Raw genomic sequence first — 25,861 nt, forward strand, 5'->3', positions numbered from 1 at the left:
CCTGCTCGCTCGTGCCCGTGCGTCAGCCGGCGCGGCGGCGATTGCCGCCACCGCCACCGCCGCCGCCACGGGACTGGCGGCGCTGCTGCTTGCGCTCCGTCGCCGCCGACGGCGCGATGTCGTCGTCGTCCGTGGCCAGGTCAGGCGACTGGAAGATCACCGTGAAAGGGTTGGGCGGGATGATGCGCTCCGGCTCCGTGCGGACCGGCGGCGGCGGGGTGGACAGGAAGCTCGGCTCCGGTGCGCGCTCGGCGACCGGCTCCGTCTCCCGCACCTCGCGCGCCGTCTCCCGCACGGTCTCGCGCACGGTCTCGCGCTCCTCACGCTCCGTCTCCCGCGCCTCGCGCCGGCCGGGAGCCGCCTCGGCCTCCCGGGTACGGCGCCGGGGCGCGTCGCCGGTGTCCGTGACGTCGGCGGCCGGCTGGGCGGCCGTGCGGCGCGTACGGCGGCGCGGCTCGGCGGCCACGGCCTCCACCTCGTCCGCGGAGATGATCGCGGGCGTCTCGTCGGCCTTGCGTGAGCGGTTGTCCACGAGCTCGACCTCCGGCGTCTCTACGGGAGCGTCTTCGGCCAGCCTTCCGCCACGGGTGCGGCGGCGCTGGCGTGGCGTGCGCGCCGGGCGCTCCTCGCGCTCTTCACGCTCGTCGCGGCGGCGGCCACGGGCGCGGGAGCGCCCGGTCTCGCCGAGGTCCTCCAGGCGCTCCGCCGACAGCCCCGCCCGCGAGCGGTTGGCGTGCGGCAGCACGCCCTTGGTGCCCTCGGGGATGCTCAGCTCGGAGTAGACGTGCGGGGACGTCGAGTAGGTCTCCTCGGGCTCGGCGAACTCGAGGCCGAGCATCTGGTTGATCATCTTCCAGCGGGTCAGCTCCTCCCACTCGACGAACGTGACCGCGATGCCCGTGCGCCCGGCCCGGCCGGTGCGGCCGATGCGGTGCACGTAGGTCTTGTCGTCGGTGGGGGCGTCGTAGTTGACCACGTGGGTGACGTCGTCGATGTCGATGCCGCGCGCCGCCACGTCCGTGGCGACGAGCACGTCGATCTTGCCGTTGCGGAACGCCCGCAGCGCCTGCTCGCGCTGGCCCTGCCCGAGGTCGCCGTGGACGGCCGCGACCGCGAACCCGCGGGTGTCGAGCTGCTCGGACACCATGTCGCAGGCCCGCTTGGTCTCGCAGAAGACCATGGTGAGCCCGCGACCCTCGGCCTGGAGCAGCCGGGCCACGATCTCGATCTTGTCCATCCGGTGGACCCGCCACACGAGCTGGCGGACCTGCGGCGTGGCCTCGCCCTCGCCGCTGTCGTGCTCGGCGCGGACGTGGGTGGGCCGGTTGAGGTACTTGCGCGACAGCCCGACGATCTCGCCCGGCATGGTCGCCGAGAACAGCATGGTCTGCCGCTGCTCGGGGATGAGCTTGAAGATCCGCTCGATGTCGGGCAGGAAGCCCAGGTCGAGCATGCGGTCGGCTTCGTCCAGCACCAGCGAGGTGATCTGGCTCAGGTCGAGGTGCTTCTGCTTGACCAGGTCGAGCAGCCGGCCGGGGGTGCCGACGATCACGTCGACCCCGGCCTTGAGCGCCTCGATCTGCGGCTCGTACGCGCGCCCGCCGTACACGGTCAGGACTCGGGAGCCGAGCTTGCCCGCGGCGGTCACGAGGTCCTCGCTGACCTGCGTGGCCAGCTCTCGCGTGGGCACGACGACGAGCCCGCGTGGCTTCTTGCGGTTCTTGCGCGGCTTGCCGATGCTCTGGAGCATCGCGATGCCGAACGCGTAGGTCTTGCCGGTGCCCGTGCGGGCCTGGCCGATCAGGTCCTGGCCGCTCAGGGCGAGCGGGAGTGCCATCTCCTGGATCGGGAACGGCGTGGTGATGCCCTCGGTCTCGAGGGCATCGGCGATTTCTGGAGTGACTCCGAGGTCTCGGAAAGTCGTCAGCGTGGCCTGCCTCAGTCTCAAATGAAGGCGGGCCTGCCGGGACCGACGGGCGGAAACGTTCGCCGTTGTGTGGGTCCTCGCGGTAGAGCCAGCCCTCTCGCGTCATTAGCGACCGCGGCCCGGGGAGTCGGGGGTTTTCGGGGGATCCCCCGAATTTACACAGTGCGGTCGCACTTTCACAGAGCAGTGTACTCGATAGCACAACGCTGGCCGAGCTTCCGGATGTTCCCGAAGATTGCGCGAAGTACGCTGCGTCTCATGAAGGAGTCTCCTGGTGTGGTCGATCTGCTCGGTGTCCTCGCGTATGCCGAGCTCAGCGCGTTCGCGCGGATGACGGAGGACGCCGCGTCGCTGGCGCCCTCCCTGGCGGACCGGGCCGCCCTGAGCGAGCTGGCCGTGGCCGAGTACGCGCACTTCCGGCTGCTGCGCGACCAGCTCGCCGAGATGGGCGCCGATCCCGAGGAGGCCATGTCGCCGTTCGTGGCGGCGCTCGACGGCTGGCACGCCCAGACCGCGCCGGGCGACTGGCTGGAGGCGCTGGTCAAGGCGTACGTGGGAGAGGGGATCGCGCTCGACTTCTACCGCGAGGCGGCCAGGCGGCTGGACCCGCCGCTCGCCAAGCTGGTGGACGTGGTGCTGGCCGACGAGGGCCGTTCGCAGTTCGCGGTGGAGCGGGTCAGGGCCGCGCTGGAGGCCGACCCGGCCGCGGCGGGCCGGCTGGCGCTGTGGGCGCGGCGGCTCGTCGGCGAGGCCCTCAGCCAGGGGCAGCGGGTGGCGGCGGCCCGGCCGGAGCTGGCGCGCATGCTGGTCCCCGCCGACGCCGACGACCAGGCCGAGATCTCGCGGATGTTCGCCCGGCTGACGGAGGAGCACGGCAAGCGCATGACGGCCCTGGGCCTCTGACCAGCCCGCGACGGCCCCTACCCACGCCTGAGACGGCTCCTGCGCAAGAAGCGGGGGCGGGTCAGGGGTGGTGGGCGCGGGTTCCCTCGCGGGCGAGGCGGCAGCCCCGGGGAGGCCGATGGGCGGGCAGCGTCTCCGGCGGTGGTTCGGCGGCCGGACAGCGTGCGCTCGCCCTGCGGAGCACGGGGCGCGGGGTCCAGCGATCGGGTCCGCATCTCGTCAAGGAACCGCCGTGGCGGCGCCAGGCCCTCATACTGGCACGGTACAGCCGTTTCGGCCCGCGCGCCCGCCCGATGGGCGACCGATCCCGGGGGAAGCGGGCCGGGCACCGGCGGGTGAGGGGAACGACCCTCCTCACCCGCGGCTCATGTCAGAGGGTGCCGCCGAAGCCGACCGGGCGGGACTCGTCCTCGCCGATCTCGACGAACCCCAGGGACGAGGTCGGCACGAGGACGCGCCTGCCCTTGACGTCGGTGAGCGCGACCACGCCGCGCTCGACGGCGAGGGCGTTCCGGATCTCCTCTTCGACCTGCTCGGGCGACAGCTCGGTCTCGATGACGAGCTCGCGGTGCACAGAACGTACACCGATCTTGACTTCCATCGTGCTCCCTTTCGTGCCTGTGGACGCGGCCGCTCCGAGCTCGCGCTCGACGGGGGCTGGCACTCTCATGGTCGCCCCTCCGGGGGCCGGGCGGGCGGGGTGATCGCGCCCAGCGAACGGGTTAAGCCGTACGCGGAAAACCGCTGATGCCGCGCCAGGCGAGCCGGGCGACGAGCTGCTCGGCCGCCTCCTTGGGGATGGAGCCGTGCGTGGTGACCCAGTAGCGGGCGCTCACCTCGGCCATGCCGACCAGGCCGACGCCCAGGAGGTGGGCCTCGTCGCTGGTGCAGCCGGTGTCCTCCTGGATCACCGCGCTGACCATCTCCGCGCACTCGCGCAGCGAGCGCTCCACGCGCTGGCGCACCGGCGCGACGTTGCGCAGGTCCGACTCGAACACCAGCCGGAACGCCTCGCCCTGGCTGGAGACGAAGTCGAAGAACGCCGCGAACGTCGCCTGCACCCGCAGCTTGTTCTCGTGGGTGGAGGCGAGGGCCTCGCGGCACCGGTTGACCATGTCGTCCACGTGCATGTCGAGCAGCGCGAGGTACAGCTCAAGCTTGCCGGGGAAGTGCTGGTAGAGCACCGGCTTGCTGACCCCGGCCCGGTCGGCGATCTCGTCCATGGCGGCCGCGTGGTAGCCGTTCTCGACGAACACTTCCTGGGCGGCGCTGAGCAGCTGCCGGCGGCGGGCGAGTCGGGGCAGCCGGGTGCCCCGGGGCTTGGCGTCCGGGGTTGCTGTCACGCGGGTCTCCCATGGGTCTGTCAGTGTGCCGTGTCGGCACATCCTACGTGCGGGTCAGGCCACCTCACCGGTAGTCGTCGTCATCGAGGTCCACGACGCGGTCCTGGTCGGCCGCGTCGGCGGGATCGGCCTCCAGCGGAAGGTAGGGGCGCCGGCCGGCGGTGTCCTCGCGGGCGGGACGCTGCTGATCCAGGGCGTCGGCCTCCGGCGCCTCGATCGACATCTCGTCCTCCTCCTCGAAGGTGCGGTCGTCGTCGATCTCCGACATGTGAAGTCCCCTTCCAGGTGTGGGCGTCACCAGACTGTGTGGACCGTCACCAGACTACGCCCGGGCGAACAGATCGCCGTGTTCCGCGACGCGGTCGAGCACGTCGGCCGCGGTGAACACCAGGTCGTCGGGGTGTTCGCAGCCCTCGACCTCCTCCCAGAGCAGCGGTGTGGAGACGGTCGGGTGCTGCCGGGCGCGCAGCGAGTAGGGCGCCACGGTCGTCTTGGCCGGGTTGTTCTGGCTCCAGTCGATGAACACCTTGCCGGGGCGCGCCTTCCTGGCCATGACGCTCACCACCTGGTCCGGGCGCTCCTTCTCCAGGAGCTGGGCGAGCCGCTTGGCGTACGCGGACGGCTCCTCGCGGCAGTCCCAGCCGGCGTACAGCTGCATGCCCTTGTTGCCGCTCGTCTTCGGCAGGGCGGTCAGCCCCTCGGCGCGCAGCACGTCGCGCAGCAGCAGCGCCACCTCGCAGCACTCGACGACGGTGGCCGGGGGGCCGGGGTCGAGGTCGAAGACCAGCGTGTCGGGCGGCAGCGCCTCGCCGTCGCCGGAGACCCGCCACTGCGGGACGTGCAGCTCCAGCGCCGCCAGATTGGCGTAGTACGCGAGCGTGGGCAGGTCGTCGACGACGGCGAAGTCGATGGTCTCGCGGTTCTTGGTGCTGCCGGGCACCGGGAGGCGCACCCTGCGCACCCAGCCGGGGGTGTGCTCGGGGGCGTTCTTCTCGAAGAAGAACGGGCCCTCGACGCCGTTGGGGTAGCGCTTGACGGTCAGCGGGCGGCCCCGCAGGTGGGGGAGGATGACGGGCGCGACGCGGGTGTAGTAGTCGATGACCTCGGCCTTGGTGAAGCCGTCCTCGGGATAGAGGACCTTGCCGAGGTTGCTGAGGACCAGCTCGCGCCCGTCGACGCGGACGGGGACCTTGCTCACCGGGCGACCTCCGTTCTCACACGCGTCAGGCATCTCCCCGGCGAGATCGGGTCTAACCCTTCGCGGCCCCCGATCGCGGGATGCTCATCCGGCGGTCATCGTGGCCGCCACGCCGCTCCCACCGGGAGCGGACTCGTCGCCGCCCGCCGGGTCCTCCTGGTAGCCCTCCGCCTGGGTGCGGAAGAGCTCGGCGTAGACACTGCCCGGGGAGGCGAGGAGGGAGGCGTGGTCGCCGCTCTCCAGGACCTGCCCGTCACGCACGACGACGATCCGGTCGGCCCGGCGGACGGCGCTGAGCCGGTGGGAGACCAGGACGCTGGTGGAGCCCGAGCGCAGCTCCCGCAGCCGGTCGTGCACCGCGGCCTCGGCGACCGCGTCGAGACCGGAGCTGGGCTCGTCCAGGATCATCAGGTCGCGGCCCCGGCGCATCAGCCCGCGGGCCAGCGCCAGGCGCTGCCACTGCCCGCCGGAGAGGTGGACGCCGCTCGCCCGCGCGGTCTCCTCGTCGTCGTCCTCCTCTCCCGCGTGGAACACCCGGCTCAGCATCGTCCGGTAGCCGTCCGGCAGCCGTTCGACGGTCTCGTGGATCCCGGCGCGCTCGGCGGCGGCCCGGATCCGGTCCGGGTCGTCGATCGCCTCCAGGTCGCCGAGCCCGATGTTCTCGGCCGCGGTGAGGTCGTAGTCCATGTAGTCCTGGAACACCGCCCCGATCCGCTGACGCAGCTCCGCCACGGGAACGTCGCGGATGTCCACCCCGTCCCACAGCACGGAGCCGCGCTGCGGGTCGTAGAAGCGGCAGAGCAGCTTGACCAGCGTGCTCTTGCCGGCGCCGTTGAGCCCCACCACGGCCAGGCTGGTGCCGTGCGGGATGGTCAGGTTCAGCCCGCGCAGGACCCACGGGGAGTCCTCGCCGTACCGGAACCACACGTCGCGCAGCTCGATGGAGCGGGCCAGCGGGGCGAGCTCCCGGGGCCGTGAGGGGGCGGGCAGGTCGTCGCGCACCCCGACCACCGTCAGGTAGTGGTGGAAGACCAAGGCCGACTGATGCCCCATGGCGATGCCCTGCACCAGGACGCCGAGCCCCGACTGGAGCCCGGCCAGCGAGGCGATGAAGACCGACACGTCGCCGACGCTGATCGTCCTGGTGGCCGCGGCGTAGACGGCCCACAGCAGCCCTCCGGCCGACAGCAGCGCCCCGAGGACGGCCAGGGCGACCTGGACGCGCACCACTCCACGCTCCAGCCGGTCCTCGGCGTCGTTGGTCGCGCGCAGCTCGGTGAGCATCCGTCCGTGCAGGAAGCCGCCCAGCCCGAAGAGGCGGACCTCCTTGGCGGCCTGCAGGTCCGTCAGCAGCATCTGGTAGAAGATCTTGCGGCGCATGCCGGGGCTGGTGCGCCAGAGCAGCCCGGCCCGCCGCCGGCTCAGCGTCAGGTGGGCGATCAGCGCGGGGGCGGCGGCCGCCAGCGCGGCGCCGGTCATGAGCGGGCTGATCGCCACCAGGGTGCCCAGGAACCCGGCGACGCCCAGGATCCCCTGCAGCGTGGACAGACCCATCTGGACGAGCTGGTCCGGGCCGTGCTCGGCGGACTGCTGGGCCAGCCGCAGCCGGTCGTGGAAGCGCGGCTCCTCCAGGCGCGCCAGCCCGCTCATCCGGTTGACCGCGGCGAACAGCCGGTCCTGCGAGCGCAGGCCGATGGCGCGCCGGGCGCGCCCCTGCGCGTAGTCCCTGACGGCCGAGGTGGCGGCCATCGCGATGCCCAGGGCGCCGAGGCCGGCCGCCGTCCACACCAGTGCCCCGGTACGGGGGGAGGGGACGGTGATCTCGTCGAGTGCGAGCTTGGTCAGCCAGGCGGCGCCGACCGGCGCCATGCCGCCGATCACCGCGGTGACGAGCTGGAGGAGCAGCATGCCGGGGCAGGCCCGCCAGGCGAGCGCGTAGGCCGCCTTCAGCCCGCCGGCGATGGAGACGCCGGCCTCCGTCACGCCGTCGTCGCCGTTCATGAGGCCGAAGGCCGCGCAAGCGCGGTGACCACCGCGACCAGGACGACTCCTGCGACGAGATATTCCACGGATGTCCTTTCCGGCTGCGGCGCCGCCTCGTCGACCGGGACCGGGGACCGCGGACGATGTCAGGGGGGAAGACGGCGGTTCGATGATCACGCATGAGGGGACGAGCCGCAATGCCCAATATGCAGGGACAGGTTCGCTGGTGAGCCCCGCGGGTGGGAGATCGGACGTGGTGTCGGGTATGGCATTGGTTGCCCCGCGACGGGTATGTGCTCCTTGGCCAGTTGACTTTCACCGCTTGAGGAGTGACCATGCGCAGCATCTGGAAGGGTGCGATCTCCTTCGGCCTGGTCACGATCCCCGTCAAGCTCTTCTCCGCCACGGAGCAGAAGGACGTCGCCTTCCACCAGGTCCATCGCGAGGACGGCGGCCGCATCCGCTACAAGCGGGTCTGCACGGTGGACGGCGAGGAGGTCCCCTACTCCGACATCGCCAAGGGGTACGAGCTGGCCTCCGGCGAGATGGTGGTGCTGACCGACGAGGACTTCGAGGACCTGCCGCTCAGCACGTCGCGCCGCATCGACGTGCTCCAGTTCGCCCCCGCCGAGCAGATCGACCCCATCTACTTCGCCAAGGCGTACTACCTGGAGCCGGACGCGCAGGGCGCCAAGCCGTACGTGCTGCTGCGTGACGCGCTGGAGAGCTCGGGGCAGGTCGCGGTCGTCAAGGTGGCGCTGCGCCAGCGCGAGTCGCTGGCGACGCTGCGGGTGCGCGACGGGGTGTTCGTCCTGGAGACGATGCTCTGGCCGGACGAGATCCGCAAGCCGGACTTCGAGTTCCTGGAGGAGGACATCGAGGTACGGCCGCAGGAGCTCAAGATGGCCGAGTCGCTCATCACGACGATGGAGTCCGACTTCGACCCCACGGAGTACCGCGACGCCTACCGCGAGGCGCTCCAGCAGGTCATCGAGGCCAAGGTGGAGGGCAGGGAGGTCGTCGCCCCGCAGGAGGCCGAGGAGGAGGGCGGCCCGGCCGTGGACCTCATGGCGGCGCTGCGGGCCAGCGTGGAGGCCGCCAAGCGCGAACGCGGCGGCGAGCCCGCCAAGGGCAGGAAGCCGGCGGGCCGGGCCGCGTCCGGGGCGGGCAAGGGCTCGCGCAAGGGCGCCGAGAAGGCCGAGGACAAGGCGGAGAAGGCCGAGGAGAAGGCCGCGCCCAGGCGCAAGGCGCGCAAGTCCGCCTGAGCGCCGCCCCACGGGCCGCGGGACGGCGCTCGGCGACCCGCCTAGTTCCCGGGAGGCGCGGTCGGGCTGAACGTCGGCCGCGGCCGGACGTTGACCGCCGTGGCGTGCGCGTCGGCATCGTTGCGGGCGACGGCGACGTTGTTGTTCCGGTTGCGGATGCGGAGGCGGATCCTGTTGTTGCCGTCGGCCCGCTGGCCGCCGACCGAGGCGGTCGGCGTCGTGGCGGAGGCGGTGGACGCGGTGGTGGTGGCGATCGCCACCGCGCCACCGGTCAGCGCGATGGCGGTGGCGACACCGGCGATCGCGTGCTTGCGGACGGACATGGCATGGACTCCTCGACGTGTGACGGATTCGTTGCGCGGGACGAAAGGCGAGTGCCCGCGCCGCGCGGTGCGCCGCCGGAGAGGCGGTCGGCCTCCCGGCGGCCACGGCGGGCACGGGCACTCGATGACGGACTTCGCGGCCGGTCTCCTACTGGCCGGGGGCCTTGGTGGTGACCGTGATCGTCGGACGCGGGCGGGACCGGTCGACCGCGACCGCGTCGGCGTCGGCGCGGTTGTCGTTGTCGTTGACGTTGTTGTTGTGGAGGGTGATGCGTACCTTCACCCGGTTGCGGTGACCGCCGTCGGCCTGGAAGCCGGGGGTCGTCGCCGAGGCGGACGACATGGTGCCGGCGGCGATCGCGACGACGCCGCCGGTCAGCGCGAGAGCGGTGACGACACCGGCGATCGCGTGCTTGTGGCTGGACACGAAAGAACTCCTCGAAGTGTGATGACTCATGTGCGCGGACAAGGCGAGTGCCTGCGCCCGCGCGACTGCTTCGCGGGAGGGCGGGGCCCTCCTTGCAGCCACTTCGGACACAGGCACTCGGGGAACGAGTTCAGGGCTCGTCCCGGCGGGCCGGACCCGGTGGGTCAGTCCTCTTCGCGGTTGACGGCGACGGCGTCGGCGTCGGCGCGGTTGTCGTTGTCGTTGACGTTGTTGTTGTGGATGTGCAGGTGGATCTTCACCCGCTGACGGCCCTGGCCGCCCCAGCCACCACGGCCGCCGCCCCAGCCGCCGCAACGCCAGCGGCAGCCACAGCCCCAGCTGTGTCCACAGGTGGCGGCGCCGGTCGTGCCGACGGAAGCGCTGGCGCTCGACGTGGTCGTGGCCGCGACCAGCGTGACGAAGCCGCCGGAGAGCACCGAGGCGGCCGCCAGGCCGGCCATCGCTCGCTTAAGCATGGAAATTCCCCCGAAGAATGGTGAGTGAAAGTGCCGTCCGTGCGCTCTGCTCGCGCTACGGAACGGCGGTCGTGGCGCTTCGGTGGTGATGCCGAAAGCGCGGAAAGACGGGCTGGAGTTTTCTCCGTTCCAGCTACGGATCGAGCGTCTTTTCTGCGCTGCCCTTTTTCGGCGAGGGGGGTCGTCGCCCGCATCGGCGAACGACGACCCCGATGAGCACGGGCGCTCAGGAAAGGTGAACGCGGAGCGCCTTCCGGCCGGTAAGAGCCGCACGGGTCACGTGCCCGGCCGGCCCGGCGCTCCGGTCGAGCGCTTCAGCCTTGGGCCGAGGCTCAGTCCTCTTCGCGGTTGACCGCGACGGCGTCGGCGTCAGCGCGGTTGTCGTTGTTGTTGACGTTGTTGTTGTGGATGTGGATGTGGATCTTCACGCGCTGGTGGCCACGACGGCCGCCCCAGCCGCCACCGCCCCAGCCGCGGAAGCCGCAGCCCCAACGACGCCAGCAGCCCATGCTGAAGTCGCTGGAGGCGCTCGTGACGGTGGTGGCGCCGGCGGACGACGCGGTGGTCAGCGCGCCGACGGAGACCACGCCACCGGTCGCGGCGGTGGCCAGCGCGAGGCTTGCGATTGCGCTCTTGAACGTGGGCATTGAGTTCCCCCCTAAAGGATCGGTTGCCCTGGTTCTTCGGCATTTTTCGTTGCTAACGGAATATGCCGTGGATGTTGGCCAAAAGCCTCATCCGTGGCTTTTCATTTCCGGCGGGGGAGTGCGGCAAACGAGACTCTGGCCCTTTTGCTATACCCTAACGTTCCCATTGCTGTTATTAAGTGTTTATGAAATGAAATGCCATAAAATGTCCGTTTTGTGCGGGGGGTTCGACGGGTGTGGCGCTCCCGCGAAAGCCGCCAATTCCCGAAAAATGCCTTTAAGGCGCTTTGTGCCCCGATATCACCCGAAATGATGGCGAATGGCATGATGTGGGGGTCGGTCGTATCGTGGAGCGGGCGAACGAGGAGGGCGCATGGCAGCAGAGCCGATCCCGCACTGGCCAGGACGCATGGTGGGCTCGGTGCACGTCAGATCCACCCCGGACGGCGCCCCCGACCAGGCCGTGTTCGTCCACGGGCTGGCCGGGTCCGCCACCAACTGGACCGACCTGATGCACGAGCTCAAGGACGACGTCACCGGCCACGCCATCGACCTGCCGGGAGCCGGCCACTCACCCGCGCCCGAGGACGGCGACTACAGCGTCGCCGGGCACGCCCGCGCCGTCGTCGGCCTGCTGGAGCGCACGGGGCCGGCCCACCTGTTCGGCAACTCGCTCGGGGGAGCGGTGTCCGTCCGCGTCGCCGCCGACCGCCCCGACCTCGTGCGCTCGCTCACGCTGATCTCGCCCGCGCTGCCCGACCTGCTGCCCCGGTACGGGCCGGTCCGGGTGGCCGCGGCCGCGACCCCGCGGGTCGGCGAGTGGTTCATGGACAAGCTCCGGCTGATCCCGGCGGAGCAGCGCATCAACGCCTCATTCGCGATGGTGTGGGCGGACATGTCCGCCGTCCATCCCGTACGGCTGCGCGACGCGATCGAGGAGCTGCGCTGGCGCGACGGCCTGCCGTACGCCGTGGCCGCGATGATCGGCTCGGCCCGCGGCATCGTCGCCGAGTACTTCCGGCGCGGCGACGACACCCTGTGGCGGTGCGCCGCCCGCGTCCAGGTGCCCACGCTCATCGTCCACGGCCGGCACGACCGGCTCGTCCGGCCGGCCATGGCCGCCAAGGCGGCCCGCACGTTCCGGCAGGTCAGGCTGGTGCTGCTGCCGCGCGCCGGGCACGTGGCGATGATGGAGATGCCCGCGGTGGTCGCCGCCGAGGCACGCCGTCTGATCGGTGAGACGCGATTGGGGAATGCCCCGGTCACCGGCTAGGTTCCAACCTGAGAGACGTGAGATGGGTCCCCCTGGAACGGGAGCGTAGAAAGTGTCGTTGCCACCTCTGGTCGAGCCGGCCGCCGAGCTGACCGTTGACGAAGTGCGCCGCTACTCACGCCACCTGATCATTCCCGACGTGGGGATGGCCGGGCAGAAGCGGCTGAAGAACGCCAAGGTGCTCTGCGTGGGCGCGGGCGGCCTCGGGTCGCCGGCGCTGATGTACCTCGCGGCCGCGGGTGTCGGCACCCTCGGCATCATCGACTTCGACGTCGTCGACGAGTCCAACCTGCAGCGCCAGATCATCCACGGCCAGTCCGACGTGGGCCGGCCGAAGGCCGAGAGCGCCGCGGCGACCGTCCGCGAGATCAACCCGCTGGTCGAGGTCGTCGTCCACAACACCGCGCTGACCACCGACAACGTGATGGAGATCTTCTCCGGCTACGACCTGATCGTCGACGGCACCGACAACTTCGCGACCCGTTACATGGTCAACGACGCGGCGGTCCTGCTCGGCAAGCCGTACGTCTGGGGCTCCATCTACCGCTTCGACGGCCAGGCGAGCGTGTTCTGGGCCGAGCACGGCCCCTGCTACCGCTGCCTCTACCCGGAGCCCCCGCCTCCCGGCATGGTGCCGTCGTGCGCCGAGGGCGGCGTGCTCGGCGTGCTGTGCGCCTCCATCGGCTCCATCCAGGTCAACGAGGCCATCAAGCTGATCACCGGCATCGGCGACCCGCTCGTCGGCCGGCTGATGATCTACGACGCCCTGGAGATGAAGTACCGCGACGTCAAGGTCCGCAAGGACCCCGAGTGCGTGCTGTGCGGCAAGAACCCCACCGTCACCGCGCTGCTCGACGACTACGAGGCGTTCTGCGGCGCGATCTCCGACGAGGCCGCCGAGGCGGTCTCCGGTTCCACGATCACCGCGCTGGAGCTCAAGGCCATGCAGGACAACGGCGAGAACATCTTCCTCGTCGACGTCCGCGAGCCGAACGAGTACGAGATCGTCTCCATCCCCGGCGCCACGCTCATCCCGAAGGGCGAGTTCCTCAACGGCTCGGCCCTGGAGCGGCTGCCGCAGGACAAGCGCATCGTGCTCCACTGCAAGTCGGGCGCGCGCTCGGCCGAGGCGCTGGCGATCGTCAAGAACGCCGGCTTCTCCGACGCCGTCCACGTCGGCGGCGGCGTGCTGAGCTGGGTCAAGACCGTGGACCCCAGCCTGCCGTCCTACTGACCGGCGCCTGCTTCACCGGACCGGCCGTCCCCACGGGGGCGGCCGGTCCGCTCACATGCAGGGCCCCTCGACCCGTGACCGCGTCGCCGGGGCGCTCGCATAAGGCTCCTCTGGACCCGTGACCGCGTCGCCGGGGCGCCCACGCGGCAGGGGCCCATCAGCGTGGCGGAGCGCGGCCCCGCGCAGGCGGCCACGGGTGTCGTGATCGCCCGTCCCACGGACCGTCCCATGGACGGGAAGCCGCGACCAGTCTTCCGGCGGGCGGGGGGATTCCCCCTCTCGGGGCAGGTCGGGGGATCTTGTGGTGGGCGGTCCGGTGATAGACCGGTTTCGGGTCCCGGTCCCGTTTCCGGGGATGGCACCGGGTCGCCCGCATTAAGGTCGAAGCCGTGGACATCGCCCGCCCCTGCTGGCCGGCCCTCGTGGCGGCCTCCGCGCTGGCGCTCGTCTGCGCGGTGACCGCCGGGGTGGCGGCCGGGGCGGCGGGCACCGAGCTGACCCGCGGACCCAACACTGCCGAGCTGCGCGCCGCCGTCCAGCGGGAGACGGCCGAGCGCTGGCGCACCTGGGCCGCGGGCCGCGTCTTCCCCGCCCGCCTGCCCTACTCCGCCGAGCAGGGCGGCACCGAGCAGGCCAGCCGGATCGGCATCTCCCCGCGCACGAGCTGCGCCGGGGCCGTGGACGCCGCCGCGGAGGGCGCGCTGCGCGCGGCGGGCTGCCGCGCGGTGCTGCGCGCCACCTACATCGACGCGCTGCGCGGCGTGCTGGTCACGGTGGGCGTCGCGGCGTTCCCCGACGAGCGCGCCGCCGCCCGCGCCGGCGCGGCCTTCCCCCAGGCGGGCGAGCCGGTGCCCGGCCTGCGCCCGCTGGCGTTCCGCGGCACGGTCGCCGACCGCTTCACCCCTTCCGTACGCCAGGCCGGCTCCGTACGCCAGTCCGGCCCGTACGTCGTGCTGACCACGGCCGGGCAGGCCGACGGGCGGCCCGCGAGCACGGCGGGAGAGCAGCGGCCGGCCGTCTTCGCGTTCGGCGGCGAACTGGCCGCGCGCATCCTGCACCGCCTGACCACGCCCCGCCTGCCCGACTGCGCCGCGCCGGAGTGGCAGTGCTGACCCGCCCCGCGCTGACCCGCCCCCCGCTGACCTGCCCAGCGCTGGCCTGCCCCCTGCCGGCCCGCCCCCTGCCGGCCTGCCCCCCGCCGGCCCGCCGCCCCCAGGCCCGTCTTCCCCGGGCCCGTCTTTCGCTGGTCCGCCGCCCGATGGCGCGGGCGGCCGGGGTCGCGGCGGCCGGGGCGGTCCTGCTCGGCGCCTCGTCGGCGCCGGCGGCCGCCGCCCCGGCCGACGACGTGCGCGGTGGCCAGCAGCCGGTCCTCGACACCCTCGAACTGCCCAAGGCGTGGCGCAGCACCAGGGGCGGCGGCGTCACCGTGGCCGTGCTCGACTCCGGCGTGGACCGGCTCCACCGCGACCTGGCCGGCTCGGTGACCGTCGGCAAGGACTTCACCAGGGGCGCGAACCCTCCGGGCGTGCGCCCCCTCCGGCTGCACGGCACGTACATGGCCTCGCTCATCGCCGGTCACGGGCACGGCCCGGGCGGCTCGCGCGGCGTCATCGGCGTCGCGCCCGAGGCGGAGATCCTGTCGGTGCGGGTGATCCTGGAGGACGAGGAGCCGGGGTTCCGGGTGTTCAACACCGATCCGCGCTTCGAGGACGTGATGGCGCGGGGCATCCGCTACGCCGTGGACCGCGGCGCCGACGTGATCAACCTGTCGCTGTCCAAGGACCTGCCGAGCCGGGAGGAGCGCGCCGCGATCCGGTACGCCATCGACCGGGGCGTCGTGCTGGTCGCCGCCGCGGGCAACGACGGGGCGGGCCGCCCGGGCCGCGTGGCGCCGTACTCCTATCCGGCGGCGTTCCCCGGCGTGGTCGCGGTGGGCGCGACGGACCGGCGGCTGCGGCGCGCGACGTTCTCGAACGGCAACTCGTCGGTGGTGGTGGCCGCGCCCGGCGTGGACATCCTCGGCGCGGGCCCGGGCGACCAGTACTGGATCGGCCGGGGCACCTCGCAGGCGACCGCGCTGGTCTCCGGAGTGGCCGCCCTCATCAAGGCCGAGTATCCGCGCATGTCGCCGCCGCTGGTCGCCCGGGCGCTCACCGCGAGCGCCACCGACCGCCCGCCGGGAGGCTACGACACGGGCACCGGGTTCGGTGTCGTGAACGCCCGCCGCGCCCTGGAAGAGGCCCGCCGGCTGGCCCGCCACACCGAGACCGCGACCGGCGGGCAGGCCCAGGACCCGGCCGCGCCCGTCGGGGGCGGGGCGGCGAGCCCCATCCGAGTGGTCGCCCGCGACCGGGACAGGGCGCGGGTCTACGGCGTCGTCGCGGCCGTGGCGGCGGGTGGCATGCTGGCCTCCGTGGCCACCATGTACGTGCTGGTCCGGCGCGTGCGCCGGGCACAGAGTCACCAAGACGCATGATCCGCGTGCCAAGGGGGACGAAATACACACGGAGCGATCCTGGGAACGAGGCGGTGGTGAAGGCACGTAGGACGACTTCGGGGCTGCCCCGCGCCGGAGGGGCGCCAGGACGGCCGAATCCCCTCGGCGCCCGATCCGGCCGCCGTTCGCGGGTGCGCGCCTGGCCGGCCGCCGGCTCCCGCGCCGGAGCGGCCGCCCGGGAACGCGCCGAGAGGGAGGCGTTGCGGCGTGGCGTGCGCTACCGCCGCTGGTTCGTCGTGCTCGTGGGCGCCGTCATGGCCATGTCGGCCGTCGTCGTGCTGCTCGGCACCGTGGGGCTGCTCGCCGAGACCCGCTCCCGCCCGCTGACCCCCGCCGAGCAGAGCCGCTACAAGCAGGAGGAGATCGCCCGCCGCTGGCAGGCGTGGCCGGCGACCGGGGTGTTCCCCGAGGAGGTCAAGTACCAGGGGCTCGACAGCGCCCAGCAGTACGCCAGGCGCGTCGGCATCGCGCCCGAGACCGCGTGCCGCGACGGCGTGGACGCCTCGGTGGCCGCGGTCCTCGACGACCACGGCTGCGTGAGCATGCTGCGGGCCACCTACGTCGACCAGACGGCCACGTTCGTGTTCACGGTCGGCGTCGCCGTGCTGAAGGACGAGGAGTCCCGGGTGTCGGCGGCCGAGCAGCTCACCCAGGACGACCGGGTGGGGGTGCTGCCCGTGGCGTTCCCCGGCACCGTGACCGAGCGGTTCGGCACCGAGCAGCGCCAGCGCGCCGGCTGGGTGGGCGCCGGGCCGTACCTCGTGTTCTCCACCGCGGGCTACGCGGACGGGCGGACGCGCGCGGCCGTGCCGCCGGAGGAGATCCTGCACAGCGAGCTGTGGCCGGCCGCCCGCTCCATCGGCAACCAGATCGCCTACTTCCTCGCCGACCCGCCCAAGGTCCCGCCCTGCACCCAGGGGAACGTGTGCTGACCGCCGCCGTCCGCGCGCTCGCCGCCGCGGTCCTCGCCCTGCAGTCCCCCGCGAGCGTCCCCGTGCGCGACCAGCAGCAGTGGGTGCTGGACGCGCTCAACGTCCGGCAGGCGTGGACGGTCACCAAGGGCAAGGGCGTCACCGTCGCCGTCATCGACAGCGGCGTGGACCCGAGGCTCAAGGAGCTGCGCGGCAAGGTGACCGCCGGGCCCGACATGAGCCTGTCGTCCGTGGAGCGCGCGGCCCGCCCCGGCGCGCACGGCACCGCGATGGCCGCCCTCATCGCCGGCACGGGCGCCGGCGACGGCCTGATCGGCGTCGCGCCCGACGCGCGGATCCTGTCCGTGCCGCTGGAGGTGGCCGAGCAGCCCGCCGACGGGTCCATCGAGCCGCGGCCCGCCCCGCGGCCCGACGGCGAGTCCGGGCTGGAGAGCCCGCTGGCCAGGGGGCTGCGCTACGCCGCCAACCACGGCGCCCAGGTCGTCAGCATGTCGATCGGCGGCTACGGCCCGCTCAAGTCCGAGCGTGAGGCCGTCTCGTACGCGCTGAGCAAGGGCGTGGTGCTGGTCGCCGCCGTGGGCAACGACGGGCAGACCCGCTACGCCCAGGCGAACGGCACCTCCTACTGGAACTTCCCCGCGGGCTACCCGGGCGTCATCGGGGTGGCCGCCGTGGACAAGCAGGGCAGGCGGGCCGCGTTCAGCAGCGACAACCTGTCGGTCCTCGTCGCCGCGCCGGGCGTGGGCGTGCCCGTGGCCCGGCTCGGGGGCGGCTACCAGCCGTCCGAGGGCACCAGCCCGGCCGCCGCGCTCGTCGCGGGCGTGGCCGCGCTGGTCAAGGCTCGCCATCCGGGGCTGCCGCCGGAGCGGGTGGCGCAGGCGCTGTCGTCCAGCGCCCGGGGCCGTCCCGCGGCCGGGTACGACGACAAGACGGGCTTCGGTGTGGTGGACGCGGGCGCCGCGCTCAACGCCGCCGATCGGCTGGCCGCGGCCAAGCCGGGGCCGGACGTGTCCGACGACCTCCACTTCGGCCAGGGCGTGGACTCCCCGGTGCCGTCGCGGCCGGGGCCCGAGCCGTGGCGGCTCTGGCTGTTCGGCGGGGCCGCGCTCGTGGCGCTGGTCACGTTCAGCGGGGCGGTCATGGCGCTCAATCAGCGTAGAAGGTGAAAGATCCGCTATGGTCCCGCGTCATGGGATACGAGCTGCGCGTGGTCCGGGAGGCGCCGATCGCCTACGCCGACCTCGCGAAGGCGATCGCGCCGGCCGGGTTCGAGCTGAGCGGGTCGCAGGAGATCGTCGCCAGGCACGGCGGCGGCACGCACACCGTGGCACGCTGGAACGGCCAGGTGGCCGGCGAGCCCGGCTCCGACTGGCAGGTGGCACAGCTCGTCCGGCTGGCCGCTCTGCTCGGCGCCCGGCTGGTCGGCGAGGACGGTGAGAGCTACACGGTGCGCGACGGCGTGGTCCAGGTGACGGCCGGCGGCACGACGACCGACCTGGGCAGGTTCGACGAGATCATCCACGCGGGCCCCGCCGCGTGGGGGCCGTGACCGCCCGGGGCCGCGGGTGAACCCGTACGCCGAGCGCGTCCTGCAGGTGGTGGAGCTCATCCCGCCGGGCCGGGTCATGTCGTACGGCGACGTCGCCGAGTACCTCGGCGAGGGCGGCCCCCGTCAGGTCGGCGCCGTGATGTCCACGTGGGGCGGCGGCGTGCCGTGGTGGCGCGTCGTCCACGCCGACGGCACCGCCGCCTCGCCCGGGCACATTCAGGAGTGCCTGGCGAACTGGCGCGCCGAGGGCACCCCCATGCGCGGCGAGAAGGCCGACATGCGGGCCGCCCGCTGGGACGGGCGTTCAGTGGATTCTCAGTAAAACGTTTGAGCTGCGGAATTCGCCACGACGGTGCTGCGCGGTATGAGACTCCCCTTAGCATGGGCAAAACAGGTGATGGCGGTCCGAAAGGCGGTGCCCCCCGATGGCCACCGGCGTCCCAGCCCAGAGCCCGGGCGGCGATCCGGCCGCCGACCGTCTGAAGGTCGTCCAAGATCTCTGTGATCGCGGCGAACCCCTGGACGCGATCATGCGGGCGGCCGGTCCTGGCGGTCAGGACGCGGCGTTCGACGCGGAGGTGCTCAGCGGTCCGCTGGGCGCGCGCATGGACGTCGCGGTCAAACGCGGCCCCGCGCGCCGGCGCGAGCTCGTCGCCCTGCTGCGCCCGTACCTCGCGAACGTGGACCAGCGCGTCAAGCGCGACCTGCCCGTCGCGCGCCGGCTCATCTGCCACCTCATCGAGCACCGCCCCGACGCGGAGCTGATCGACGGCGAGACGCTGACGAAGGCGGTCGCCGCCGCGGCCGAGCCGTCCAAGCGCATCCGCAAGGGCCTGAGCTGGTACGCCGACCTGCCGTTCCAGGACGAGCTGCCGTCGGAGCTGTACCGGCTGCGCCGCTCCGACCTGGTGCCCGTCACGCACATCGACGACATCCAGTGGGTGGACGGCAAGCTGCGCATCACCGGCTTCGCCTACCTGGCCGGACTGTCGGTGCGCAGCCGCCGCGCCAACTGGGCGACCGTCGTGCTGCGCGGCCCGCGCTGGCTGCCGCCCGTGCGCCTGCGCACCCGGCGGACGTTCGAGCCGGAGGCCACCCACGGCGCCCGCGAGCCGGGCTGCAACTACGACTGGTCGGGCTTCTCGGCCGAGCTGAGCCCGTGGGCGCTGCGCTGGCGCGGCGCGGTGCGCGGCGCCGTCCACGCCGCCCGCCGCCGGATGCGGCACCGGCCGGCCGTGGCCGACGCCACGACGTGGCGGGCCGAGATCGTGTTCTGGAGCCGCGGCGCCCGGGCCACCGGCCTGCTGCGCGGCTCGTCGGTGGGCCGCCCCGAGCGGCCGGCCGGGCTCAGGCTGCGTCCCGGCTGGTGGGTCCGTCCCGTCTGGACGTCCGACCGGGCCCTGCAGGTGGTGCTCCAGCCCAACCGGGCCGAGCTGACCGGCGTCACCGTCGAGGGTGACCGCCTGGAGCTGCGGATCTTCCTGCCCGGCCGCAGCGTGACCAAGGGCCACGCCCGGCTCGGCGGCCACCGCGTGGCGGCCGACTTCACGCCCCAGCAGGGCGGCACCGAGGTCGTGGTCGTCCAGGCCGTCTCCGCGCTCCTGCACGAGAAGGACGGGCGGCGGCTCTGGGTCGAGCCGAAGGGCGACCCCGCTGCCTCGGTCATGCTGGGCGAATCGGGCGAGACCCGGGCCACCGTGGGCGACCGCGAGATCACCGTGCTCGGCGACCGGCGCGACCGCGTCATCGTCTCGGCCCACCGCATCCGCCCGGTGATCTCGTCGGCGGTGTGGGAGGGCTCCGCGCTGGTGCTGCGCGGGCGCTACCCCGACGCCCCGGGCCAGCGGGTCCTCACGTTGCGCCACCGCTCCGGCCTCTGCTACGGCATCCCGATGGAGCGCGACGGCGAGGAGTTCACCGTCCGGGTCACGCCCGCGGCCCTGGACCGCTTCGGCGAGAGCGTGCCGCTGTCCTCCGGCACCTGGAACATGTCGATCCGCCATCCCTCGGGGGAGATCGTCCCGCTGCGCATGGACCACGCCGCCCTGCCGGGGCTGGACGAGGAGCCGCGCGAGCTGGGCGGGCACGCGTTCCGGATGGTCTCCACCCGCTTCGACGTGCCGGTGATCACCGTCGAGGAGGTGCTGCCCGCCGACGAGAAGGGCGTGGCCGGCACCCACGTGCTGCGGCGGGTCTTCTACCCGGCCCAGCGCGCCGAGCCGCTCAACGACGCGACCGTGTACGTCGTCAACGACGGCCGCCTCTACTCCGACAGCGTCCGGGCCGTGTACGAGGAGCGGGTGCGGCGCGGTGACGACCGCGAGCACATCTGGATCGTCAAGGACGGCGCGTTCACGCCGCCGCCCGGCACCACGGCCGTGCGCGCGGGCAGCCGCGAGCACCACGCCGCGCTGGCCAGGTCCCGCCACATCGTGACCAACTCGTTCCTGCCCGTCTGGTTCCGCGCCCGCGAGGACCAGGTGGTGCTGCAGACCTGGAACGGCACCCCGGCCAAGCACATCGGCAACGACCAGCCGCACATGAACCGCGACCCGCGCCCGCCGATCTGGCACCGGCAGGCCGCCGAGGTGCGCGGCTGGGACGTGCTGCTGTCGCAGTCGCCGTGGGCCACGACGCTGCTGCGCAAGGCGTTCGGCTACCAGGGCGAGATCCTGGAGAGCGGGCTGCCGCGCAACGACGTGCTCACCTCGCCCGACCGCGAGCGGCTGGCCGCCGAGGTGCGCGCGCGGCTGGGGCTGGCCGAGGGCAAGCGGGTGGTGCTGTACGCGCCGACGTACCGCGACTACGACCGCAAGAACGCGATGGTGAAGCTCGACCTGGCCAAGGCGCGGGTGGAGCTGGGGGCCGACCACGAGCTGCTGGTCCGCGCCCACCCGATGCAGGCCATGCCCGCCGTCCCCGACATCGCCCACGACGTCACGACTTATCCCGATATGGCGGATTTGCTGCTGGTGGCGGACGTGCTGGTGACGGACTACTCGTCGGTCATGTTCGACTTCGCGGCCACGGGCCGCCCCATGGTCTTCTACGCGTACGACCTGCCGAAGTACTCCGCCAAGCGGGGGCTGTACGTGGACCTGCCCGAGATCGCCCCCGGCCCGGTGCTGTCCACCTCGGCCGAGGTCATCGAGGCGCTCCGCTCGATCGACCAGGTGGCCGCCGCCCACTGCGACCGCTACGACGCCTTCCGGGCCACCTACGCCCCGAAGGACGACGGCAAGGCCACGGCCCGCGTGGTGGACCACCTGTTCTCGTAGGCGAGCTGTCGCAAGGGCCCCGGCGTCATCCGCTCCGGGGCCCTTTCGCATGGGGCTCACAGAGCCAAAGGCCTTCGCGTACGGCGCTTCGCGCCATGGGCTCAGCCGTTCTTCCAGCCGGGTCCAGCCCCGGCCTCTGGAGGCCCTCGCTCCGCGAGGCCGCCTTCTTGAGGGCGGGCTCCGCCCGCCGGCTTCGCCCCAGGTGAGGCGTCGGAAGCGCCGAAGCGCGGAACCCGCAGGCACACGGCATGGGCACAGCCCGCGGCGTAGCGCAGTGAGAATCCGGGACGAAGAGTCCGTGAGTGCTTCCGGAGGCTCGCGTATGTCTTCGATCAGCGAAGTGGTGGCGTACTCGACCCGCGGCCACACCCACCACGCCGTGCAGTCCCGGGCCCGCTGGATACGATCATCCTTCCCTGACGGGCCCCACGAGCATCGGGCGGTCGAGCATGTCGGGTGTGAACGACACCCCGGTGACCTTTGCCGCCAGGGCGAAGCCCCTCGGCACGGCGTTGTCGCAGTTGTCATCCCACGCCGCGCGCCACGCGGTCTCGTCCTCCGGCTCGCCCAGCCCCATGCCCAGCTCGCGCATGAAGCCGTTGAGCTGGTCAGGCGCGGCGCCGTGCCGCCGGTAGGGGTGCCGCAGCGGGTACCGCATGACGACCGTGCCGTCGATCGCGTACACGAAGCTGTGCTCGGCGGCGTAGTCGTGCCGGGTGACCGCCAGCATCTCGCAGCCCCGCGACAGCCCGGTCGCCACCTCATGGAGCGTGGCCGTCCAGCCGTAGGGCTCGATGGCCACGCACCACTCGCCGGTCTGGAAGACGCCCACGTGGCCGCCGCCATCACCGCCTGCCGTCTCGCTGACGAACTCCTGGACCTCGGCGGCGAGCCCGCCGAAGTCCAACTCCACGCCCGAGTGCTCACCGCGGCCGAAGCGGCGCACCACCTCCGCGGGGTCGAGCCCACGGAGGAAAGCCACAGTGAAGATCACATCCAGTGGGCCGCCCGCCCTCGTCCTCGGTCACATCGAGCCACCGGAACGGGGCCAAGGGGTCGGTCGTCATGCGGGACATGGTGGCAGGCCGTACCGACACTCAGCCGAGACCTGCTACCAGGGTGAAGGCCGGATGAGCGATCAGCTCACCCCCAGGCGGGGAAGCCGGGACATGAAGCTCATGGCCCGGCGAAGGAGCGGCACGGTGACGGACCCGGCGCCCACCAGGGCGATCTGCAGGGTCTCGACCACCTGATCACGGCTGACCCCCTCCTCGTCGCAGCGTTCCAGGTGGTAGTAGACGCATTCCTCGCAGTCCTTCATCACGGACACGACGAGGCCGAGCAGTTCCTTCGTGGCGACGGGCAGGGCGCCCGCCTGGTAGGCGGCGCCGTCCAGGGCGAAGAACGACTCGAACAACTCACCACTGCCGCGTAGCCGCTTGTTTCCCTCCGCGCGGGCGAGGCGGAAGGCCGCCGGCGAGAAGGTGGCCGCGTGGTCAGGGTGAGGACGCGTTGACTCAGACATGCGGCCACTCTGGGGGAGTGGGCTGCCAGAAGGCCAACAAAGATTCCTGACCCCCGCATCAGGAGCGCTTATCGAGCTTCGAGGCAGGCCCGACCGGTCAGGCCCCGGATCGCCCGCCGGCGGACGGGAAGAAGATCCCGCTGCATGTACTCCGTGACTCCTCCGCTCCCGGAAGGGAGCGGCTTCTCGCTAAGCCGCTCGCGCAGCCTCACGAAGGGCAAGCCCTGCCCTGAGAATGTTCTTGGCCGCGTTGACGTCGGCGTGCGCGGCATGCCCGCACGCCACGCACTGGAACCCGGCCTGGGTGAGACGGTTGTCCTTCGCGCAGTGCCCACACCGCGAGCAGGTGCGGGAGGTGTTGCGGGGCTCGACTGCGATCAGCTCGCGACCGGCGCTTTCAGCCTTGTCTGCGAGGATCGTCAGGAACACCCCCCAACCCGCGTCCAGAATGCTGCGGTTCAGCCCGGCTTTCTGAGCGACATTGCGGCCAGGCTGCTCGATCGTGCCGGACGCCGAGCGGGTCATGCCGGTGATCCGCAGGTCCTCGTGCACGATCACGTCGTAGGCGCGCACCAGCGCCAGCGCGGCCTTGTGCGCGCCGTCCAGGCGTCGCCGCCGCACCATGGCATGCAGCGCGGCCACCCGCGCCACAGCCTTACGACGCCGCATGGACCCCCGCTGCTTTCGGGCCAGATCGCGTTGAGCCGCCGCCAACCGGTCGGCACACGCGGCCAGGTGACGCTGATTGTCGAAGCGCTCGCCGTCGCTGCTGGTGGCCAGCGACGCCACCCCCAGGTCGATCCCCGCCACAACACCCGTCGCGGGCAACGGCTCGGCGGGCACCTCATCGCACGACAGCACGACGAACCAGCGGGCGTCTTCCCGCTTCACGCTGATCGTCTTGACCGTGCCGGACACGCGGCGGTGCCGATGGACCCGCACATGCCCGATGCCGAGCAGGTAGACGCGCGTTACCCGATCACTCGGCTGGGAGTCCCAGCTCGCGCCGTTCTTGACGGCAGGCCACTGCACGGTGTCGAACCGGCCCCGGCCCTTGAAACGCGGGTACCCGGCTTTCCGCCCGGCCTTGACTCTGCGGAAGAACGCGGCGAATGCCTTGTCCAGACGGCGGAGGGTCTGCTGCTGGGAGCCTGCCGACCAGCGGCCCTGCCCGCCGGGGTCGGCCTTGCGGATCTCTTTCAGCTCCGCCGACTGCTCGCCGTAGCCGATCGTGACACCGGCCTTGCCGTAGGCGGTGCGGCGGTGCTCCAGCGCGGCGTTGTACAGCTGCCGGTGGTCTTCCAGGCACTGGGTGAGCGCGGCGGCCTGCTTGCTGGTGGGGCGCAGCAGGAACGTGAACGACCTGCGCACACCCACCTCCCACGTTCGGTAACGAGACGACCACGTTATCGGCCGGCACCCGCCCGGCACCGGCAAAATCGAAAGGACATCCGTGATGCGCAGATCAGGCAGGTCAGGGCACACTCGGGCCTTGGCGACCCTCCCACTCTCGAGGGGCCGATGGCCGCCATGAACACCGGATCGCTCCAGCGCCGCTCCAGTTCCTCTCCGCCGTCACGTCCTCGATGCGTGTCTGGATCCCACCACAGGTTGCCCCGAACGGGTTGCGTACCCGCCCCACCGGGTCATCGAAGGCCAGGTGCGTGACCTTGGAGAACGACGTGCCCTGGCGGCGACCAGTCCGGCCGGCGCGCGCAGGGTGACGACCGCGCGGTAGACGGGGAGCAGGCTGTGCAGCCGGGCGACGACGAAGGAGGCCACGTCCTCGCCGGGCAGCGGCCTCGGCGCGAACCGCGCACGGGTCACGGTGCGCAGGCCGACGGCGATGGCCACGGCCTCCTCGTCGTCGAGCAGCAGCGGCGGCATGGCCGAGCCCGCCACCAGCCGGTAACCGCCCGTGCCGCCCATCCCGGCCTCGACCGGATACCCCAGGTCGCGCAGCCGTTCGACGTCCCGGCGGATCGTCCGGGTGGTGACCCCGAGCCGCTCGGCCAGCTCGCTGCCGGGGCGTTCGCGAGGGCTCTGCAGCAGGGACAGGAGCGTGAGCAGGCGGGCGGAGGTGCCGGACATGTCCCACAGGATGCCGTGGAACGCGTACTTCTCTCACCTTCTCGGCACTAAGATCTTTCCTGTCGGATCGCCGTGAAAGGCACGAAGGGAACGCCGTGGCCGAGACGCCCAACCAGTGGACCAGCGCCATCGACACGACGCGCCCCAGCATCGCCCGCGCCTATGACGTGGTGCTCAACGGCAAGGACAACTTCGAGGTCGACCGCGCGTTCGTCGCGGAGATCGTGAAGGTGGTCCCGGAGATCTACGACGTGGCCACGTACAACCGGCAGATCCTGGGCCGCGGCGTGCGCTTCCTCGTCGACCAGGGCGTCACGCAGTTCATCGACCTCGGGTCGGGGCTGCCGACCGTCGAGAACACCCACCACGTCGCCCAGCGCGCGAACCCCGAGTCGCGCGTCGTCTACGTCGACAACGACCCCATGGTGCTGGCCCACGGCAGGGCGCTGCTCGCGGAGAACGACCGCACCGCCGTCGTCACCTCCGACCTGCGCGATCCCAAGAGCATCCTCGCCGACAAGGACGTCAGGCGGCTCATCGACCTCGACCGGCCGGTCGGGGTGATGCTGGTCGGCATCCTGCACCACCTGCACGACGACGAGGACCCCCGGGGCATCGTCGAGGCGTACATGGACGCGGTCCCGTCCGGCAGCTACCTGTTCATCACCCACTTCTGCGCCTCCAGCGACGACTCCCGGGAGGCGGAGAAGAAGTTCCTCGCCCTGCTCGGCACGGGCCGGTTCCGCACCGTGGCGGAGATCACCGGCTTCTTCGACGGGTTCGAGCTGCTGGAGCCGGGGGTCGTGCCGCTGCCGCTGTGGCGTCCCGACGGTCCGGTCCCGTCGGAGCTGACGGTCGGCCAGCGCCTCATGTACGGCGGCATCGCCTACAAGCGCTGACCCGCCCCCACTCGCCTGCGCCCTCCTGAGGGGTGCATGGGGAGGTAGGGAAACCGTCAAAAGGGCCGTATCGGGTATGAATCGCCTGGGG

The 25,861-nt window shown here is 72.3% G+C and carries 25 protein-coding genes and 1 pseudogene; 12 read left to right on the forward strand and 14 right to left on the reverse strand.

Annotated elements, in window-relative coordinates; translation table 11 throughout:
• Positions 1-22: 22 nt before the first annotated feature.
• On the reverse strand, positions 23-1,837 hold the full coding sequence (locus HD595_RS23240; protein ID WP_253772367.1) for a DEAD/DEAH box helicase: 1,815 nt from the start codon (positions 1,835-1,837) through the stop codon (positions 23-25).
• Positions 1,838-2,185: 348 nt separating this feature from the next.
• On the opposite strand from HD595_RS23240, the gene HD595_RS23245 reads away from it, so the two are divergent.
• A complete protein-coding gene (locus HD595_RS23245; protein ID WP_253772369.1) occupies positions 2,186-2,830 on the forward strand; it encodes a ferritin-like fold-containing protein in 645 nt (214 codons plus the stop codon).
• Between the two features lie 370 nt (positions 2,831-3,200).
• Here HD595_RS23245 and HD595_RS23250 read toward each other — a convergent pair whose 3' ends face one another.
• The 5 genes from HD595_RS23250 to HD595_RS23270 all read right to left on the reverse strand — a co-directional run bounded on the left by HD595_RS23250 (position 3,201) and on the right by HD595_RS23270 (position 7,372).
• Complete coding sequence (locus HD595_RS23250) at positions 3,201-3,431, reverse strand: DUF3107 domain-containing protein (protein ID WP_175605956.1); 231 nt, start codon at positions 3,429-3,431, stop codon at positions 3,201-3,203.
• A 121-nt stretch (positions 3,432-3,552) separates the two neighbouring features.
• Positions 3,553-4,173 (reverse strand): TetR/AcrR family transcriptional regulator, encoded by a 621-nt coding sequence (locus HD595_RS23255; RefSeq protein WP_175592667.1) that lies wholly within the window; start codon positions 4,171-4,173, stop codon positions 3,553-3,555.
• Positions 4,174-4,237: 64 nt separating this feature from the next.
• Positions 4,238-4,441: a hypothetical protein gene (locus tag HD595_RS23260; RefSeq protein WP_253772371.1), complete on the reverse strand. Its 204-nt coding sequence runs from the start codon at positions 4,439-4,441 to the stop codon at positions 4,238-4,240.
• Positions 4,442-4,495: 54 nt separating this feature from the next.
• Positions 4,496-5,371, reverse strand: a complete 876-nt coding sequence (ligD, locus tag HD595_RS23265) for a non-homologous end-joining DNA ligase (protein ID WP_253772373.1) — start codon at positions 5,369-5,371, stop codon at positions 4,496-4,498.
• 84 nt (positions 5,372-5,455) lie between these two features.
• Positions 5,456-7,372, reverse strand: a complete 1,917-nt coding sequence (locus tag HD595_RS23270) for an ABC transporter ATP-binding protein (protein ID WP_253772375.1) — start codon at positions 7,370-7,372, stop codon at positions 5,456-5,458.
• A 317-nt stretch (positions 7,373-7,689) separates the two neighbouring features.
• On the opposite strand from HD595_RS23270, the gene ku reads away from it, so the two are divergent.
• Entirely contained in the window at positions 7,690-8,619 is a 930-nt protein-coding gene (gene ku / locus HD595_RS23275) for a non-homologous end joining protein Ku (RefSeq protein ID WP_253772377.1), read from the forward strand.
• Positions 8,620-8,660: 41 nt separating this feature from the next.
• Here ku and HD595_RS23280 read toward each other — a convergent pair whose 3' ends face one another.
• The 4 genes from HD595_RS23280 to HD595_RS23295 all read right to left on the reverse strand — a co-directional run bounded on the left by HD595_RS23280 (position 8,661) and on the right by HD595_RS23295 (position 10,492).
• The gene (locus HD595_RS23280) at positions 8,661-8,942 is read right to left on the reverse strand and encodes a hypothetical protein (protein WP_253772379.1); all 282 of its coding nucleotides are present in this window, start codon (positions 8,940-8,942) and stop codon (positions 8,661-8,663) included.
• Between the two features lie 148 nt (positions 8,943-9,090).
• Positions 9,091-9,369, reverse strand: coding sequence for a hypothetical protein (locus tag HD595_RS23285; RefSeq protein ID WP_253772381.1), 279 nt, complete (start codon positions 9,367-9,369; stop codon positions 9,091-9,093).
• Between the two features lie 164 nt (positions 9,370-9,533).
• Positions 9,534-9,845: a hypothetical protein gene (locus HD595_RS23290; protein ID WP_253772382.1), complete on the reverse strand. Its 312-nt coding sequence runs from the start codon at positions 9,843-9,845 to the stop codon at positions 9,534-9,536.
• Positions 9,846-10,177: 332 nt separating this feature from the next.
• On the reverse strand, positions 10,178-10,492 hold the full coding sequence (locus tag HD595_RS23295) for a hypothetical protein (protein WP_253772384.1): 315 nt from the start codon (positions 10,490-10,492) through the stop codon (positions 10,178-10,180).
• A gap of 373 nt (positions 10,493-10,865) precedes the next feature.
• On the opposite strand from HD595_RS23295, the gene HD595_RS23300 reads away from it, so the two are divergent.
• The 9 genes from HD595_RS23300 to HD595_RS23340 all read left to right on the forward strand — a co-directional run bounded on the left by HD595_RS23300 (position 10,866) and on the right by HD595_RS23340 (position 21,255).
• On the forward strand, positions 10,866-11,765 hold the full coding sequence (locus HD595_RS23300; RefSeq protein ID WP_253772386.1) for an alpha/beta fold hydrolase: 900 nt from the start codon (positions 10,866-10,868) through the stop codon (positions 11,763-11,765).
• Positions 11,766-11,817: 52 nt separating this feature from the next.
• Positions 11,818-12,999: an adenylyltransferase/sulfurtransferase MoeZ gene (gene moeZ / locus HD595_RS23305; protein WP_253772388.1), complete on the forward strand. Its 1,182-nt coding sequence runs from the start codon at positions 11,818-11,820 to the stop codon at positions 12,997-12,999.
• Positions 13,000-13,388: 389 nt separating this feature from the next.
• Positions 13,389-14,111 carry a hypothetical protein gene (locus HD595_RS23310; RefSeq protein WP_253772390.1) on the forward strand — a complete coding sequence of 241 codons (723 nt, stop codon included), beginning with the start codon at positions 13,389-13,391 and terminating at the stop codon, positions 14,109-14,111.
• Entirely contained in the window at positions 14,105-15,475 is a 1,371-nt protein-coding gene (locus tag HD595_RS23315; RefSeq protein WP_253772392.1) for a S8 family serine peptidase, read from the forward strand. The genes HD595_RS23310 and HD595_RS23315 overlap by 7 nt, the downstream gene beginning before the upstream one ends.
• 152 nt (positions 15,476-15,627) lie before the next feature.
• Positions 15,628-16,428, forward strand: a complete 801-nt coding sequence (locus HD595_RS23320) for a hypothetical protein (RefSeq protein ID WP_253772394.1) — start codon at positions 15,628-15,630, stop codon at positions 16,426-16,428.
• Entirely contained in the window at positions 16,422-17,594 is a 1,173-nt protein-coding gene (locus HD595_RS23325; protein WP_253772396.1) for a S8 family serine peptidase, read from the forward strand. The genes HD595_RS23320 and HD595_RS23325 overlap by 7 nt, the downstream gene beginning before the upstream one ends.
• Before the next feature lie 23 nt (positions 17,595-17,617).
• A complete protein-coding gene (locus HD595_RS23330; RefSeq protein WP_253772398.1) occupies positions 17,618-17,977 on the forward strand; it encodes a hypothetical protein in 360 nt (119 codons plus the stop codon).
• Between the two features lie 16 nt (positions 17,978-17,993).
• Positions 17,994-18,299 (forward strand): MGMT family protein, encoded by a 306-nt coding sequence (locus HD595_RS23335; RefSeq protein ID WP_308211214.1) that lies wholly within the window; start codon positions 17,994-17,996, stop codon positions 18,297-18,299.
• A 103-nt stretch (positions 18,300-18,402) separates the two neighbouring features.
• Positions 18,403-21,255 carry a CDP-glycerol glycerophosphotransferase family protein gene (locus HD595_RS23340; RefSeq protein WP_253772400.1) on the forward strand — a complete coding sequence of 951 codons (2,853 nt, stop codon included), beginning with the start codon at positions 18,403-18,405 and terminating at the stop codon, positions 21,253-21,255.
• A gap of 406 nt (positions 21,256-21,661) precedes the next feature.
• On the opposite strand, the gene HD595_RS23345 is transcribed toward HD595_RS23340, so the two are convergent.
• The 4 genes and pseudogenes from HD595_RS23345 to HD595_RS23360 form a co-directional block, all read right to left on the reverse strand.
• On the reverse strand, positions 21,662-22,237 hold the full coding sequence (locus tag HD595_RS23345) for a DUF6461 domain-containing protein (RefSeq protein ID WP_253772402.1): 576 nt from the start codon (positions 22,235-22,237) through the stop codon (positions 21,662-21,664).
• 156 nt (positions 22,238-22,393) lie between these two features.
• Positions 22,394-22,780 (reverse strand): carboxymuconolactone decarboxylase family protein, encoded by a 387-nt coding sequence (locus HD595_RS23350; RefSeq protein WP_253772404.1) that lies wholly within the window; start codon positions 22,778-22,780, stop codon positions 22,394-22,396.
• A gap of 189 nt (positions 22,781-22,969) precedes the next feature.
• Complete coding sequence (locus HD595_RS23355) at positions 22,970-24,151, reverse strand: RNA-guided endonuclease InsQ/TnpB family protein (RefSeq protein ID WP_253772406.1); 1,182 nt, start codon at positions 24,149-24,151, stop codon at positions 22,970-22,972.
• A gap of 452 nt (positions 24,152-24,603) precedes the next feature.
• Positions 24,604-24,871: pseudogene (locus tag HD595_RS23360) on the reverse strand (helix-turn-helix transcriptional regulator); the annotation flags it as partial.
• Between the two features lie 95 nt (positions 24,872-24,966).
• Here HD595_RS23360 and HD595_RS23365 point away from each other — a divergent pair.
• Positions 24,967-25,770 carry an SAM-dependent methyltransferase gene (locus tag HD595_RS23365; protein WP_253772408.1) on the forward strand — a complete coding sequence of 268 codons (804 nt, stop codon included), beginning with the start codon at positions 24,967-24,969 and terminating at the stop codon, positions 25,768-25,770.
• The last annotated feature ends 91 nt before the right edge of the window (positions 25,771-25,861 follow it).

The organism is Nonomuraea roseoviolacea subsp. carminata, from assembly GCF_024172185.1.
GTDB lineage: Bacteria > Actinomycetota > Actinomycetes > Streptosporangiales > Streptosporangiaceae > Nonomuraea > Nonomuraea roseoviolacea.

Coding starts and splice junctions, on each gene's coding strand:
- HD595_RS23300 (WP_253772386.1), top strand. CDS start 10,866: ATGGCAGCAGAGCCGATCCCGCACTGGCCAGGACGCATGGTGGGCTCG.
- ku (WP_253772377.1), top strand. CDS start 7,690: ATGCGCAGCATCTGGAAGGGTGCGATCTCCTTCGGCCTGGTCACGATC.
- HD595_RS23270 (WP_253772375.1), bottom strand. CDS start 7,372: ATGAACGGCGACGACGGCGTGACGGAGGCCGGCGTCTCCATCGCCGGC.
- HD595_RS23350 (WP_253772404.1), bottom strand. CDS start 22,780: ATGTCTGAGTCAACGCGTCCTCACCCTGACCACGCGGCCACCTTCTCG.
- HD595_RS23340 (WP_253772400.1), top strand. CDS start 18,403: ATGGCCACCGGCGTCCCAGCCCAGAGCCCGGGCGGCGATCCGGCCGCC.
- HD595_RS23295 (WP_253772384.1), bottom strand. CDS start 10,492: ATGCCCACGTTCAAGAGCGCAATCGCAAGCCTCGCGCTGGCCACCGCC.
- HD595_RS23245 (WP_253772369.1), top strand. CDS start 2,186: ATGAAGGAGTCTCCTGGTGTGGTCGATCTGCTCGGTGTCCTCGCGTAT.
- HD595_RS23280 (WP_253772379.1), bottom strand. CDS start 8,942: ATGTCCGTCCGCAAGCACGCGATCGCCGGTGTCGCCACCGCCATCGCG.
- HD595_RS23250 (WP_175605956.1), bottom strand. CDS start 3,431: ATGGAAGTCAAGATCGGTGTACGTTCTGTGCACCGCGAGCTCGTCATC.
- HD595_RS23260 (WP_253772371.1), bottom strand. CDS start 4,441: ATGTCGGAGATCGACGACGACCGCACCTTCGAGGAGGAGGACGAGATG.
- HD595_RS23330 (WP_253772398.1), top strand. CDS start 17,618: ATGGGATACGAGCTGCGCGTGGTCCGGGAGGCGCCGATCGCCTACGCC.
- HD595_RS23240 (WP_253772367.1), bottom strand. CDS start 1,837: ATGGCACTCCCGCTCGCCCTGAGCGGCCAGGACCTGATCGGCCAGGCC.
- HD595_RS23290 (WP_253772382.1), bottom strand. CDS start 9,845: ATGCTTAAGCGAGCGATGGCCGGCCTGGCGGCCGCCTCGGTGCTCTCC.